Source organism: Micromonospora sp. NPDC049529 (assembly GCF_055586685.1).
The window spans coordinates 131,708-145,838 of sequence record NZ_JBVJHT010000010.1 but is presented as its reverse complement, the minus strand read 5'-3'; the positions used below and the strand labels follow the sequence as shown (position 1 = coordinate 145,838).

The 14,131-nt window shown below is 70.0% G+C and carries 15 protein-coding genes; 11 read left to right on the top strand and 4 right to left on the bottom strand.

Annotation, left to right across the window (positions count from 1 at the left end):
- Together ACZ6QQ_RS18915 and ACZ6QQ_RS18910 are read right to left on the bottom strand one after the other, a co-directional pair.
- Positions 1 to 1,011: an NAD-dependent epimerase/dehydratase family protein gene (locus tag ACZ6QQ_RS18915; RefSeq protein ID WP_465877710.1), complete on the bottom strand. Its 1,011-nt coding sequence runs from the start codon at positions 1,009 to 1,011 to the stop codon at positions 1 to 3.
- A gap of 99 nt (positions 1,012 to 1,110) precedes the next feature.
- Positions 1,111 to 1,863: a dTMP kinase gene (locus ACZ6QQ_RS18910; RefSeq protein ID WP_465877709.1), complete on the bottom strand. Its 753-nt coding sequence runs from the start codon at positions 1,861 to 1,863 to the stop codon at positions 1,111 to 1,113.
- A 226-nt stretch (positions 1,864 to 2,089) separates the two neighbouring features.
- On the opposite strand from ACZ6QQ_RS18910, the gene ACZ6QQ_RS18905 reads away from it, so the two are divergent.
- The 9 genes from ACZ6QQ_RS18905 (at position 2,090) to ACZ6QQ_RS18865 (ending at position 10,911) form a co-directional block, all read left to right on the top strand.
- Entirely contained in the window at positions 2,090 to 2,719 is a 630-nt protein-coding gene (locus tag ACZ6QQ_RS18905; RefSeq protein ID WP_465877708.1) for a nucleotidyltransferase family protein, read from the top strand.
- A complete protein-coding gene (locus ACZ6QQ_RS18900) occupies positions 2,716 to 2,991 on the top strand; it encodes a BON domain-containing protein (protein WP_465877707.1) in 276 nt (91 codons plus the stop codon). The genes ACZ6QQ_RS18905 and ACZ6QQ_RS18900 overlap by 4 nt, the downstream gene beginning before the upstream one ends.
- Positions 2,992 to 3,001: 10 nt before the next feature.
- The gene (locus ACZ6QQ_RS18895) at positions 3,002 to 3,778 is read left to right on the top strand and encodes a metallophosphoesterase family protein (RefSeq protein WP_465877706.1); all 777 of its coding nucleotides are present in this window, start codon (positions 3,002 to 3,004) and stop codon (positions 3,776 to 3,778) included.
- Positions 3,769 to 3,912, top strand: coding sequence for a GPGG-motif small membrane protein (locus ACZ6QQ_RS18890; protein WP_170208550.1), 144 nt, complete (start codon positions 3,769 to 3,771; stop codon positions 3,910 to 3,912). The genes ACZ6QQ_RS18895 and ACZ6QQ_RS18890 overlap by 10 nt, the downstream gene beginning before the upstream one ends.
- 493 nt (positions 3,913 to 4,405) lie before the next feature.
- Complete coding sequence (locus ACZ6QQ_RS18885; protein ID WP_465877704.1) at positions 4,406 to 5,752, top strand: ABC transporter substrate-binding protein; 1,347 nt, start codon at positions 4,406 to 4,408, stop codon at positions 5,750 to 5,752.
- Positions 5,753 to 5,823: 71 nt separating this feature from the next.
- Entirely contained in the window at positions 5,824 to 6,888 is a 1,065-nt protein-coding gene (locus tag ACZ6QQ_RS18880) for a carbohydrate ABC transporter permease (protein ID WP_465877703.1), read from the top strand.
- Between the two features lies 1 nt (position 6,889).
- A complete protein-coding gene (locus tag ACZ6QQ_RS18875; RefSeq protein ID WP_465877702.1) occupies positions 6,890 to 7,855 on the top strand; it encodes a carbohydrate ABC transporter permease in 966 nt (321 codons plus the stop codon).
- A 67-nt stretch (positions 7,856 to 7,922) separates the two neighbouring features.
- The gene (locus tag ACZ6QQ_RS18870; RefSeq protein WP_465877701.1) at positions 7,923 to 8,945 is read left to right on the top strand and encodes a LacI family DNA-binding transcriptional regulator; all 1,023 of its coding nucleotides are present in this window, start codon (positions 7,923 to 7,925) and stop codon (positions 8,943 to 8,945) included.
- 148 nt (positions 8,946 to 9,093) lie between these two features.
- Positions 9,094 to 10,911 (top strand): glycoside hydrolase family 13 protein, encoded by a 1,818-nt coding sequence (locus tag ACZ6QQ_RS18865; RefSeq protein WP_465877700.1) that lies wholly within the window; start codon positions 9,094 to 9,096, stop codon positions 10,909 to 10,911.
- Positions 10,912 to 10,944: 33 nt separating this feature from the next.
- Here ACZ6QQ_RS18865 and ACZ6QQ_RS18860 read toward each other — a convergent pair whose 3' ends face one another.
- Complete coding sequence (locus ACZ6QQ_RS18860; protein WP_465877963.1) at positions 10,945 to 12,444, bottom strand: MFS transporter; 1,500 nt, start codon at positions 12,442 to 12,444, stop codon at positions 10,945 to 10,947.
- Between the two features lie 72 nt (positions 12,445 to 12,516).
- Positions 12,517 to 13,266: a GntR family transcriptional regulator gene (locus ACZ6QQ_RS18855; RefSeq protein ID WP_465877699.1), complete on the bottom strand. Its 750-nt coding sequence runs from the start codon at positions 13,264 to 13,266 to the stop codon at positions 12,517 to 12,519.
- A 274-nt stretch (positions 13,267 to 13,540) separates the two neighbouring features.
- Here ACZ6QQ_RS18855 and ACZ6QQ_RS18850 point away from each other — a divergent pair, with 274 nt between their 5' ends.
- Both ACZ6QQ_RS18850 and ACZ6QQ_RS18845 read left to right on the top strand, forming a co-directional pair.
- Positions 13,541 to 13,747 carry a hypothetical protein gene (locus tag ACZ6QQ_RS18850; protein ID WP_465877698.1) on the top strand — a complete coding sequence of 69 codons (207 nt, stop codon included), beginning with the start codon at positions 13,541 to 13,543 and terminating at the stop codon, positions 13,745 to 13,747.
- Complete coding sequence (locus ACZ6QQ_RS18845; RefSeq protein WP_465877697.1) at positions 13,744 to 14,013, top strand: hypothetical protein; 270 nt, start codon at positions 13,744 to 13,746, stop codon at positions 14,011 to 14,013. Before ACZ6QQ_RS18850 ends, ACZ6QQ_RS18845 begins: the two co-directional genes overlap by 4 nt.
- Positions 14,014 to 14,131 lie beyond the last annotated feature (118 nt).

Below are 14,131 nucleotides of genomic sequence, written 5' to 3'. Positions count from 1 at the left end.
TCAACCACGCGCCGCCCACTCGCTGAGCACCCGCGCCTCGTCGGCGGGTTCCAACCCGCCCCGGCGTACGTCGTCCGGGTGGGTCCGCAGCCAGCCGAGCGTGCTGGCGGCGGTCTGCGCGAGCGGTCGCGTACGCAGGCCGGCGGCGAGGGAGTCGGTCACGTCCCGGGACAGGAATCCCGCGTACTCGGGCAGCGGCAGCCAGAGCGGCAGGGCCCGCTCACCCGACCACTCCCGGACGTCCCGCTCGACCAGGAAGTCCTGCTCGACCCAGGTCAGCTCCGGGTCGGGGCGGCCCACCCCGGCGGCCACCCCGGCCAGGAACTCCGCCCTCGGCATCGGTGCGCCCATGCCGTCGAAGGTGCCGGTCAGTCCGGTTTCGGCCGCGTACAGCAGCCACTGGGCGAGGTCGGCGACGTCGACGTACTGGACGCGGTCGTCCGGTGCGCCGGGGGCCAGCACCTCGCCGCCCCGGGCCAGCCGGTCCACCCAGTACGGGAAGCGGTCGCTCGGGTCCTCCGGGCCGACGATCAGACCGGCCCGGCAGATGAACGACCGCTCCGTTCCGATCGTGTCGAGTACGGCCCGCTCGCAGGAGACCTTGCACGGGCCGTAGAACTCGGCGTGCTCGCCGACGGGGTTGTCGACGTCGTCCGGGGCGGGTGCGACGATCGGGGCCGTGGCGGCCCGTTGGCCGGGGATGCTGTTGTCGGCGTACACCGAGCAGGTGGAGACGTACGACCAGTGGCCGACCCGGTCGGCGAGGGCGGCCACGGCGTGCCGGGCGTGGCTCGGACGCCGGGTCACGTCGACGACCGCGTCGAACCGCTCACCGTCCAGAGCGGACAGTCCGCCCGGATCGTCGCGATCCACCTGCACGAACCGGACGCCGGCCACCGGCTCACCGGAGACCCCACGGGCGGCGCAGGTGACCTCGTGGCCGGCCGTGGCGGCCAGTCGGGCGACCGCGCGGCCGAGGAACACGGTGCCGCCGAGTACGAGTAGACGCATGCGTCGATCCTGCTGTCCGGCCGGCGGCACGGCCAGCCTGGTCTGCCGACGGCAGAAGGCTTACGCCGAGCGCGTAGTGGGATCGCCCCCGGCGGCGGGTCAGCCGCCGGGGTGGGCGGTGCGGCTCAGCACCGCCGGTGGCGGCAGCGGCGGTGACGGGGGCGGCTCGGGCAGCCGGGCCGGCGGGGCGCCCGTCGGCGACTCCGGCGACAGCCACGGACGCAGGTACACCGCGATCTGGGCGGTGACCTCGTCCGGTGCCCGGTTCGCGTCGATCACCACGAAGGTGCCGTACTCGGGCAGGGACTTGTAGGCGGCGTCGGCCGCGGTCAGGTACTCCATGCTCTCGTGGTCGGTGCCCCGCCGTTCGATCCGCCGGTACGCCTCCGCCGGGTCGACCACGAGCAGGAAGGTGACCTCGGGTTCGGGAAAGACCCGGTAGCCGAGACGGGCCAGCCGTTGCGCGCGGGGCGTGCCCCGGTGCACCCGGATGCTGGCGTACTGGTCGAAGGAGTAGCGGTCCATCACCGCCAGCCGGCGGCGGACGGCGGACCGGACCAGCGCGCGGGCGATGGCCAGCCATCGGAGCACCGACTCGGCGAACAGCAGTCCCCGGTCGCCGAGCAGGCGCCGGGCGTCGGGGCGGCCGAGCCGGCGGGCCGCGCGGCCGAACCAGCGCCGGCCGCCGGCGTTGCGCGAGTAGGTGGTCGGTACTCCGGCGCGCTCCAGCGCGGCGGCGAGTCGGTGCGCCTGGGTGGTCTTGCCAGAGCCATCGATGCCGACAAGCGCGACGACGCGAAGTCGCCCCCTGCCGACCGTTTCAGCGTGCCGATCCTGCGCAGATGGGGCCACGCTCAGCAACGGTACCGGGCGCTCGCACCCCTCGATGATTTTCGTGATCATATGCGGCGAATTTCCGGAAATCCTGCGCCGGTTTTGGCCGACGACGCGGCAATTGGCAGCGGGGTGGATTCCGGGCCGACATCCCGAACGAGGTGTGAACGAGCAGGACGCCGGGTACCGACAAATTCGGCACCAACCGACCAGATGCCCGCCACCAACCACCACGGGAGACGTTATGGATCACCGCGGGGACGAGGGTCTGCTGCATACCCTCAAGCGGGTCGCCGCCGTCCTCAAACAGTCCGAGATTCCCTTCGCGCTGGGGGGAAGCTTCGCCGTGTACGCCCACGGCGGCCACTCCAGCGACCACGACGTCGACTTCCTGCTCCGCGAGCAGGACGCCGAACGAGCCCTGGAGGCCCTGGTCGCGGAGGGCTTCGTCGCCGAACGACCGCCGGAGGACTGGCTGGTCAAGGTGTACGACGACGGCCGGCTGGTCGACCTCATCCACCGCCCGATCGAAACCCCGGTCACCGACGAGACCCTGCTCGACACCGTCATCCGCCCGGTGGACGCGATCCACATGCCGGTGCTCACCGCCACCCGGCTGATGGTGCACAAGCTGCTCAGCTTCTCCCAGCACTACTGCGACTTCGCCCGTGGGCTGCCGCTGGCCCGGTCCCTGCGCGAGCAGATCGACTGGGACCGGGTCCGGGAGGAGACCGGGCACTCGCCGTACGCGGAGGCGTTCCTGATCCTGCTGCACCGGCTGGATGTCGTACCGGACGCGACGGCGGAGGCGGACGCCCGGACCGAGGCCGCTCGGGCGGAGGTTGCCCGAACCGAGAAGGAGGTGCTCGCATGACCGAATCCGACCGGGTCGCCGTCGAGCGATCCGACGACTACCTGGAAGCGGCCGTGCAGCGGCTGTTGACCGAGAACACCGACATCGCCGAGCAGGGCATCACGGTGGACCGTCGGGACGGGTCGCTGGTGCTCTACGGCGAGGTCGAGAGCCAGCAGCGGCGGGAGGAGATCCTGCGCCAGGTCGCCGAGGCGTACCCGGACCTACCCCTGAAGGTCGACATAGGACTGATCCGTACCCAGGCGCCGACCGAGGTGGAGGAGCTGCCGTGAGGGGAACGACATGGTGATCCGGATCGCCGCCGTCGGCGACGTGCACCTCGACGAGGACGTCGTCGGCCGGTTCCGGCCGGCACTGGACCAGATCAAGGAGCACGCCGACGTGCTGCTGCTCGCCGGTGACCTGACCCGGCACGGCTCCGAGTCCGAGGCGCGTTGCGTGGCCACCGAGTTCGGTGGGCTGGACGTACCCGTGGTGACCGTGCTCGGCAACCACGACCACCACTGCGACCAGGTGCCGGCGGTGGTCCGGGTGCTGGAGGACGCGGGCATCACCGTGCTGGAGGGGACCGGGGTCGTGCTGGAGTGCGGTGAGCACCGGCTCGGCATCGCCGGGGCCAAGGGCTTCGGCGGCGGGTTCGCAGGCAAGTGCGCCAGCGAGTTCGGCGAACCGGAGATGAAGGCGTTCATCCGTACCACCACCGAGGTCGCGGACCGGCTCGGCGCCGCGCTGCGGGAGCTGGACGCCGACGTACGGGTGGCGCTGACCCACTACGCCCCGGTGCCGGACACCCTCGCCGGGGAGCCGCTGGAGATCTACCCGTTCCTCGGCTCGTACCTGCTCGGCGAGGCGATCGACTCGGCGCCGGTGGCGCTGGCCATCCACGGTCACGCCCACCACGGGACCGAGCGCGGCACCACGCCCGGCGGGGTACGCGTACGCAACGTGGCACACCCGGTGATCAAGCAGGCCTACAGTGTGTTCCACCTCGCAGAGCAGGCGGAACGGGCGAAGGTTTCCGCGGAATTCGGGTCGGGTACTGACCGTTCATGGACCTGATTCTTTGGATTCTCGCAGTCGTACTGGTCGTCTCGGGCGTGCTCGCACTGTTCCGGCGGCAGCTCCTCTGGGGCATCGTTCTCATCATCATCGGGCTGCTGGTGGGTCCGGGCGGGGTCAGCATCTTCAACTAGCGCCCCGATCCCTCTCCCCCCGAGTTCCATTCCCCCTATCCCTCCTCACGAACTTCCCCTCCTCGTTCCTCCCCTCCCGGAACCTCGGGTTCCACCTCCCCCGGAACCTCGGTTCCATCCGTCCCGGAACTTCGGTTCCCGTCGACCCGCCGGGGTCGTCGTGACGGGTCTTCGTCCTCCCCGACGGAAGGCCCGGCGCGACGGCCCCGGCGCTGTGCTGTCGTACCCCGGCGATCCAGCCCGATCGATGACGAAATCTTGACATTTGTCGATTGCCGAATTGCGCAAGATCCAATATGTGGAACAGGGCCAGTCGTCCCGCCCCTCGTCAGGGCGGGCAGAGGTAAACGAACAGGTTTCCGAATCGTTACGGGCTCGTGCCGCCCCAGGGCTGGACGCCCCTTCCTGCAAGCGCTTACATGTGGGGACGCCCATCGGGCCGGCGCGGATCCCCCGGGGTCTCCCGATGCGCCGGCGAAGGAAGGAGGACGGCATGGCGGTCTTCACCAGACCACGCCAGGCCCTCGTGATCGCCAGCGCGCTGGCGCTGACCTTCAGCGCCACCGCCTGCTCTTCGAGTGACAGCAACAGCAGCAACAACGCGGACTCCCCGGAGTGCGCCGCCTACGAGGCATACCAGGGCAGCGACGGAGAAGAAGTCAGCATCTACGCGTCCATCCGGGAGGCCGAGGCCGACATCCTGGAGGAGTCCTGGAAGCAGTTCGAGGACTGCACCGGCATCACGATCGACTACGAGGGCAGCGGCGAGTTCGAGGCCCAACTCCAGGTACGGGTCGACGGCGGCAACGCCCCCGACATCAGCTTCATCCCGCAGCCCGGCCTGCTCGCCCGCTTCGCCGAGGCCGGCAAGCTCAAGCCCGCCTCGGCCGAGACCAAGGCGATGGCCGAGAAGAACTACCCGGCGGACTGGCTGAAGTACTCCACCGTCAAGGGCACCTTCTACGGCGCCCCGCTGGGCTCCAACGTGAAGTCCTTCGTCTGGTACTCGCCGAAGACCTTCAAGGAGAAGGGCTGGACGGTCCCGACCACCTGGGCCGAACTGCTCACCCTCAGTGAGAAGATCGCAGCCACCGGCGAGAAGCCGTGGTGCGCCGGGATCGAGTCCGGTGAGGCCACCGGCTGGCCGGCGACCGACTGGATCGAAGACCTGATGCTGCGGACGGTCACGCCCGACGTCTACGACCAGTGGACCACCCACGGCATCCCGTTCAACGACCCGCAGGTCGCCTCCGCGCTCAACGAGGCCGGCAAGATCCTGAAGAACCCGAAGTACGTCAACGGCGGCTACGGCGACGTCAAGAGCATCGCGGCCACCTCGTTCCAGGAGGCCGGCCTGCCGATCCTCGAGAACAAGTGCGCGCTGCACCGGCAGGCGTCGTTCTACGCCAACAACTGGCCGCAGGGCACCAAGGTCGCCGAGGACGGCGACGTCTACGCCTTCTACTTCCCGGCCATCGACCCGAGCAAGGGCAAGCCGGTGCTGGGCGGCGGCGAGTTCAGCGTCGCCTTCGCCGACCGTCCCGAGGTGCAGAAGGTGCAGACCTACCTCGCCTCGCCGGAGTACACCAACACCCGGGCCAAGCTCGGCAACAACGTCTCCGCGAACAAGGGCCTGGACATCAACAACGTCCCGAACCCGATCGACAAGCTCTCCGTACAGATCCTCCAGGACCCGAACACCGTCTTCCGGTTCGACGGCTCGGACCTGATGCCGGCAGCCGTCGGCTCGGGCACGTTCTGGAAGGGCATGATCGAGTGGATCAACGGTAAGGACACCGCCGCAACGCTCTCCCAGATCGAGAGCACCTGGCCGAAATGAGTTCCGCCGGTGGTCCGGCCCGATGACGTTCGGGTCGGACCACCGGTCCGTAGACGGCCCCGGGAGGGCGGATGAACTTCGACTTCGCGGACGAGACCCCCAAGCTCGTCATGCTGCTGTACGGGCTGGTGGCCTTCGTCGTCGTGGTCGGCGGCCTGCTGCTCCTGCTCGACGTCGTACCCAACTGGTTCGCCCGTCGACGCGAGGCCCGGCTGGTCGCGGCCTCGGTCGGCGGCGGCGCCGTGGCCGGCGACACCCGGCGGCGGCGCCCCGGACGAACCGAGGGCCTGTTCGGCCTCTTCTTCCTGCTGCCGACCGTGCTGCTGCTCCTCATCGGCCTGGTCATCCCGGCCATCCGGACGGTCGTGCTCTCCTTCATGGACGGCGGCAGCGACACCTGGGTGGGGCTACAGAACTACGGCTGGCTGTTCAGCCAGGACGAGATCGTCCGGGTGCTGGTCAACACCCTGATCTGGGTGATCACGGTGCCGCTGCTGGCCACCACCACCGGACTGCTCTACGCGGTGCTGGTGGACAAGGCCCGGTTCGAGGCGGTCGCCAAGTCGCTGATCTTCCTGCCGATGGCGATCTCGTTCGTCGGCGCCGGCATCATCTGGCGCTTCGTCTACGCCTACCGGGGCGAGGGCGAGACACAGATCGGCCTGCTCAACCAGATAGTCGTGTGGCTCGGCGGGGCCCCTCGACAGTGGTTGCAGGATCCGCCGCTGAACACCCTGCTGCTGATCGTGATCCTGATCTGGATCCAGGCCGGCTTCGCCATGGTGGTGCTCTCCGCCGCGATCAAGGCCATTCCCGGCGACATCGTCGAGGCGGCCCGACTGGACGGGGTCACCCCGTGGCAGATGTTCTGGCAGGTCACCCTGCCGAGCATCCGGCCGGCGCTGATCGTGGTCGTGGTGACCATCTCGATCGGCACCCTCAAGGTCTTCGACATCGTCCGGACCGCGACGAACGGCAACTTCGACACCAACGTGATCGCCAGCGAGATGTACAACCAGGCGTTCCGCTACGGCGAGACCGGTCAGGGCTCGGCCCTCGCGGTCTTCCTCTTCGTCCTGGTGATCCCGATCGTGATCTACCAGATCCGCAACCTGCGCAAGCAGCGGGAGGTATGACATGACCACCGCCGTTCCCGTACGCATCGAGGCCACCGTCGCCACGGACCAGCCGAAGACCGTCGCCGGCCGGGTACGCAAGCGGCTCAACAGCCGGACCGCGACCGTGGTGTCGATCGTCATCGCGGTGCTCTGGACCCTGCCGACCTTCGGTCTGTTCATCTCCTCGTTCCGCCCCGAGGACGAGATCAAGACCACCGGCTGGTGGACCTTCTTCAGCAACCCGCAGGTCACCCTGGACAACTACCAGCAGGTGCTGTTCGGCCGGTCCTCCTCCTCGGGGCAACTCGCCAGCTACTTCACCAACTCGGTCGTGATCACGATCCCGTCGGTGCTCTTCCCGCTCGCCTTCGCCGCGCTGGCCGCGTACGCGCTGGCCTGGATCAACTTCCGGGGTCGGGACTGGGTATACATCGGCATCTTCGCTTTGCAGATCGTGCCGCTGCAGATGGCGCTGGTGCCGTTGCTCAGCTTCTTCTCCCAGGGCGTCAGCGTCGGCGGCATCACACTGATGCCCGCCTGGGACCTCGCCGACGAGCAGCGGTTCATCCAGGTCTGGTTCGCGCACACCTGCTTCGCCCTGCCGCTGGCCGTCTTCCTGCTGCACAACTTCGTCTCGCAACTGCCGCGCGACCTGATGGAGGCGGCCCGGGTCGACGGCGCCACCCACCCGAAGATCTTCCGGTCGATCGTGCTGCCGCTGATCACCCCGGCGCTGGCCGCGTTCGGCATCTTCCAGTTCCTCTGGGTCTGGAACGACCTGCTGGTCGCGCTGATCTTCGCCGGGGGCGGGGACGAGACCGCGCCGATGACCGTACGGCTGGCAGAGATGGCCGGTACCCGGGGCGGCGAGTGGCAACGACTCACCTCGGGGGCGTTCATCTCGATCGTCATACCGCTGATCGTCTTCCTCTCCCTCCAGCGCTACTTCGTACGCGGCCTGCTCGCCGGCAGCGTCAAGGGCTGACGCCGGAGGCGCCCGACGATGGACGGGGGCCGCCACCGGCGGCCTGAGTGAGCGGAGCACGTACACCGTGACCAAGATCGACGACGTCGCGCGGCTGGCGCGGGTCTCCACCGCCACGGTCTCCCGCGCGCTGCGCGGGCTGCCGACGGTGTCGGAGGCCACCCGCGCCCGCGTGCTGGCCGCCGCCGAACAACTCGGCTACACCGCCTCGCCCAGCGCCTCCCGGCTGGCCGGCGGCCGGACCGGGTCGATCGCGGTGGTGGTCCCCCAGATCACCCGCTGGTTCTTCGGCACCGTGGTCGACGCCGCCGAGGAGACACTGCGCGAAGCCGGGTACGACCTGCTGCTCTACAACCTCGGCGACCGGGAACAGAACCGCCGGCAACTGTTCCAGACCAGCAACCTGCAAAAACGGGTCGACGCGCTGATGCTGGTGGCCACCCCGCTCGGCGCCGCCGACCTGGCCACCATCGCCGGGCTGCGGCTGCCCGGCGTCACGGTCAGCTCCGGCGCCGCCGTACCCGGATGGCCCGGCGTGCGGATCGACGACGTCGGCGCGGCCCGGACGGCGACCGCCCACCTGATCTCGCTCGGTCACCGCCGGATCGCCCACCTGGCCGGCGACGCCTCCGCCGAACTCTCCTTCACCACCCACCTCGACCGGCGACGCGGCTACCGGCAGGCGCTGGACGCCGCCGGCCTGGTGCCCGACCCGCGACTCGACATCGAAGCCGAGTTCACCGTCGACGGCGGCAGCCTCGCCACCACCGAACTGCTCAACCGGGGCGACCCACCGACCGCGATCTTCGCCGCCTGCGACGAGATGGCGATGGGGGCGATGTCCACCCTGCGCTCCGCCGGGCTCCGGGTGCCGCAGGACGTGAGCGTGATCGGCCTCGACGACCACGACCTGGCCGCCGCCGTCGGACTGACCACCGTCGCCCAGCCCGCCGCCACCCACGGCCGGCTCGCCGCCGGCCTGCTGCTCGACTCCCTCGAAGGCCGCCCCCGACCGACCTCGGCGGACTCGGTCGTCCTGCCCACCGCCCTGGTGGTCCGCGAATCCACCGGCCCACCCCGAATCGCCTGACACCGGCCGACCTCGTCCGCGAATCCACCGATGGCTGACCTCGTCCGCGAATCCACCGACCGGCCCGGAGCGGCGGCTGACCTCGTCCGCGCATCGTCGCGCACACCGGAGCCGATCGACACGGTCGCACGAGTCACCCGGCCCGACCATGGGCGGGGCGAGCCGATCACCGGCAGACTGGACACCAGCACCACCGGACCACGCCGGACCCGTCCGGCCGCCCGAGTTCCACCGTGCCCGACACCCATGGGAGTACGCCCTGAACAGCCAGCAGACCCCGTCGTCGACCACCGAGTCGTCACCGACCGCGCCGACCGGGACCGACCAGCCGGAACCCACGCAGTGGTGGCGGGAGGCGGTCATCTACCAGATCTATCCCCGCTCGTTCGCCGACCTCAACGGTGACGGAATGGGTGACCTGCCCGGCATCACCGCCCGCCTGGACCACCTGGTCGAACTCGGCGTCGACGCGGTCTGGCTCTCCCCGTTCTACCCGTCGCCGCAGGCCGACGCCGGTTACGACGTCGCCGACTACCGGGACGTCGACCCGCTGTTCGGCCAGCTCTCCGACGCCGACACCCTGATCCACGAGGCGCACACGCGCGGGCTGCGGATCATCGTCGACCTGGTGCCGAACCACACCTCGTCCGCCCACCCGTGGTTCAGCGCGGCCCTGGCCGCAGCCCCCGGCAGCGCGGAGCGCCAGCGGTACATCTTCCGGGACGGCCGGGGTACGTCCGGCGACGAGCCGCCGAACGACTGGCAGAGCGTCTTCGGCGGTCCCGCCTGGACCCGTACCAAGGACGCCGACGGTCAGCCCGGCCAGTGGTACCTGCACCTGTTCGACGTCGGCCAGCCCGACCTGAACTGGGACCGGCCCGAGGTACGCGCCGAGTTCCTCGACATCCTGCGGTTCTGGCTCGACCGGGGCGTCGACGGCTTCCGGGTCGACGTCGCACACGGCCTGATCAAGCAGGCCGACCTGGCCGACTGGCACTACCCGGTGGAACCGCTGTCCGGCGAGGGAACCGAGGGCCCGCGTCCGCCGATGTGGGACCAGGACGGGGTGCACGACATCTATCGCGACTGGCGGCAGGTGCTGGACAGCTACCCCGGCGAACGGATCCTGGTCGCCGAGGCGTGGGTGCAGCCCGCCGAGCGGCTGGCCGCGTACGTCCGACCGGACGAGATGCACCAGGCGTTCAACTTCGAGTACCTGGAGGCGACCTGGACCGCACCCGCCCAGTACGCGGTCATCACCCGCTCGCTGGAGGCCAGTGCGGCGGTCGGCGCCCCCACCACCTGGGTACTGTCCAACCACGACGTGATCCGGCACGCGTCCCGGCTCGGGCTGCCGGTCGGGCAGACCCGGCCGAACGGGATCGGCGTCGGCGACCCGCAGCCGGACGGCGTACTCGGGTTGCGTCGGGCGCGGGCGGCGACGCTGCTGATGCTCGCCCTGCCCGGCTCGGCGTACCTCTACCAGGGTGAGGAACTGGGCCTGCCCGAGCACACCACGATGCCGGACGAGGCGCGCCAGGATCCGAGCTGGGAACGCAGCGGGCATGCCCACCGGGGGCGGGACGGCTGCCGGGTGCCGATCCCGTGGGAGTCCGACGCCCCGTCGTACGGCTTCGGCCCCACCGACCGGAGCTGGCTGCCGCAGCCGGCGATCTACGGCGAGTACGCCCTCGACCTGCAACGCGGCGTGGCCGGCTCGACGTACGAGCTGTACCGCACGGCGCTGCGGCTGCGCCGGGAACTCGGCCTCGGCCGGGGCACGGTCTACTGGTTGACCAGCGCGGACGACGTGATCGCCTTCCGCAACGGCGGGCTGACCGTGCTCACCAACTTCGGCCCGGACCCGGTGCCGCTGCCGGCCGGCGCCACCGTGGTCCAGGCCAGCGAACCGCTCGACCAGGACGACCGGGTCCCCACCGACGTCACCGTCTGGTTCCGCGACTGAGTGTGACCGTCGTCGGTCGGGAAGGGTCCGCGCCTAACGGGGCCCTTCCCGACCGGTGTGCGTACCGGGCTCGTGGGTGCGGACCTCCTCGGCGCGGGCGTGCAGCAGGGCGTGCACATTCTCGATGTCCTTCGGCGAGGTGCGCGACGCCAGCCAGTACATGATCCCGGTCGGGATGAAGAAGAGCTGGAACGCGGCCAGCCCGACGGCGAAGTTCAGCGGCGGCGGAAAGGCCGCCCGCAGCCCCTGGAAGGCGATCCCGACCAGCCCGTTACCGGCCGCCCGGCCGACCCCGTTGACCAGGTTGCCGAGGCTGTAGACGGTGCCCCGGTGCTCGGGCGGGTTGACGTCGGCGATCAACGCGAACCAGTTTGGCGAGTTCGCCGAGGTCAACGCGAGCGCCAGCAGCGCGGTGAGCAGGCTGAACCCGACGGTCGGCTCGGTGAACACGCTGCCGATCACGGAGGTGATCACCGTACCGGCGCCGGCGCCGTCGGGGACGTCGATCCGGATCGGCACGAAGAACAGGACCAGGTAGAACGGCACGGCCGCGAGGATGCCGACGGCCGCGACCAACGCCCGGCCCCGAGGCGTACGCCGTTGCAGCGCGTCGCCGACCAGTCCACCGACGATGGACAGCACCCCGCCGAGTTGGAACAGGGTGGCGAAGACACTGCCGATGATGATCGCGGTCGAGTTGGAGAAGCCCTGGTCCTCGGCGCGTTCCTGGAACAGGACCGGCAACCAGACCAGTGAACCGAAGGCCGCCTGCGCGGTCAGCCCCTGGAGGATGAGCCACCGGTTGGTGCGCCGGTCCAGGATCCTCGGCAGGTCGGCCCGGCTGATCCGATAGTCGTACTCGTGCCCGGTGGCGAGCGCCCCGGCAAGCTCCGGCTCGCTCTCCCCCCGTTGGATGTCGTACGTGAACAGGTACGCGACCGTGGCGACCAGCCCCGCCACACTGAGTACGAGGAACGGCAGCCGCCAGTCGGTCGAGCCGAGGATGCCGCCGAGCAGTGTGCCGCCGAGGGTGCCGACGCCCTGCGACAGCCCCCAGAAGCTCATCACCAGTCCCCGGCGGCGGGGCGAGATGAGGTCGGTGACCACCGAGAAGCCGACCGAGCCGACGGCACCGAGCCCGATCGCGGCCACCGCCTGGGCGAGGAAGAACGCCGGGTAGCCCCCGGCGGCACCGAAGAAGTCGGGGTAGTTGCCGGCGGCGGCACTGCCGGCCGTACCGGCCGCCCAGAGCAGGGTGCCGATCATCAGCAGCGGCTTGCGGTTGGTCCGGTCGCCGACGTACGCCCAGCCGACCGCCGCGACCGCGCTGACCAGGAAGCTGATCGCGGTGACCAGCCCGATCGCCGAGGTGTTGACGTGCAGTGTCTCGCTGATCGGCGTGTAGAGCGGCGGCACCAGCCCGATCGCCACGTTGTCCAGCGACGCGAGGACGACGAAGACGACCACGCTGTAGAACCGGTGCCCCGGGCCACCGCCCCGGACCTCCCGGCCCCCACCACCGCTCTTGGTCATCTCCGACACCCGAACAGCATGCGCCAAGGACCCCGGATAGGTCCGCATCCGGGCCGCCGGCGAATCGGAAGATCAGAGCACGGGTACGCGGTACACCAACTCGTAGCGCCCGCGCGGTAGCACGATCGTGGCCGTCTCCACTGGCACACCGGCCGCGTAGTACGTCCGCTCGATGACCCAGACCGTCGCTGACGTCGGGCCCAGGTCGAGCGCAGCTACCTCCTCCGGCAGTGCCGGCCGATCCGTCAGCCGCTCCTCGAATTCGTCAATCCGTACGCCGATCAGGTCCATTCGGGCGACGACACCGACCGCAGCGCCATCCTCCGGCCACTCGATGGGAGTGCCAGCGGTTATGGCCAGCGGCTCCCACGAGGTGGAGAGCTGGATTGGCTCGCCGTCGGCGAGGAAGCGGTACCCGGTCCGCATCACCGGTGCACCCGGCTCGATGGCGAGACGTCGTGCGATCGACTCGTCGGCAACGTCGTGGCGGCCGTCGTGCTCCCACATCGGGATGCGCTCGGCCCGCTCGGCGTCGCGAGCGAACGGCGACGTGGGTCCGCCGACCGTGCGCATGTCACGACCGTGGGCATGGCGAATGAGACGGTGGCCGTCGCGTACGTAGACGCCGGATCCTGCGCGGCCGATGACGAGACCCTCGCTCTTGAGCATAGCGATGGCCCACTTCGCGACACTGCGGCTGATGTCGTGCTGCCTCATGAGCTGGCTCTCGCTGGGCAGCTTGGCGCCCGGCGGTAGTTCGCCGTTGAGAATCCGGGTGCGCAGAGCTGCTGCGAGCTGTAGATACGCGGGTGTTTTGGGCATGGGGATACCTCCGGTCAGCCCGACCAGTCGACCACAGCACGGCCGGCAAAGCTAGTACGCCAAGTTGGGCGCGGCCTATTGCCAGAGCCTACCTAGTCGACTAGCTTTCGAGCTGATCCCGTCACCGCCCAACTACGGTCAGCAACCAAGGTGGACGGTGACGGGGTCCCGATCACGTCGAGCCGCTTCCCCGGTGCCGGTTCGACGCGCGGGGACGCGGCGAAGGGGAGGGTGCCGCCGCGTCCCCGCCCCACTCTTTCGACGGAGGTGCACGATGCGATGGAAGTGGTTTGCCGGTACCGACCCGGACCCGATCGGTCCGTTCCGCGACCGCCCGGCCCAGCGCCGAGCAGCGCAGTGTTCCCGGGCCGCCGACGTGCCGGCCGTGATTTTCGACGCGGCCAAGTCGCAGGCGACGAGCGTCCAGGAGCGGCGAGCCCGGCTCAACGCCCGCCAGGCGACCTGGTGGCGGTCCCGATGAGCATCCTGGACAGGGTGCCATCGGGCACGCTCCTCCATCTCCGGCCCGGCGAGTGGTACACCGGCGACGACCCGGCGACGGAGGAGACCACGATCCGGGTGGTCGCCATCGACAAGACGGACCCGCGTAACCGCAACGAGGAGCAGGAAGTCTGGGTTTCCGCCCATTGGGCGGCCTGCACCGATCCGAACAGGACCGGGCACCTGCCGTGCTTCGGTGGTTACGTCCGTACGGCTGCAATCATGAGAGAGGCGACGGCGACATGAGCCGGATGGACGAGCCGCTGACTCCGGCCCTGATCAAGTGGGCGGCCGACATGACATGGCAGCAACACCAGCCGGGGCGATACACGTGGCAACCGGGCACCTGCTGGCAGTGCACCCC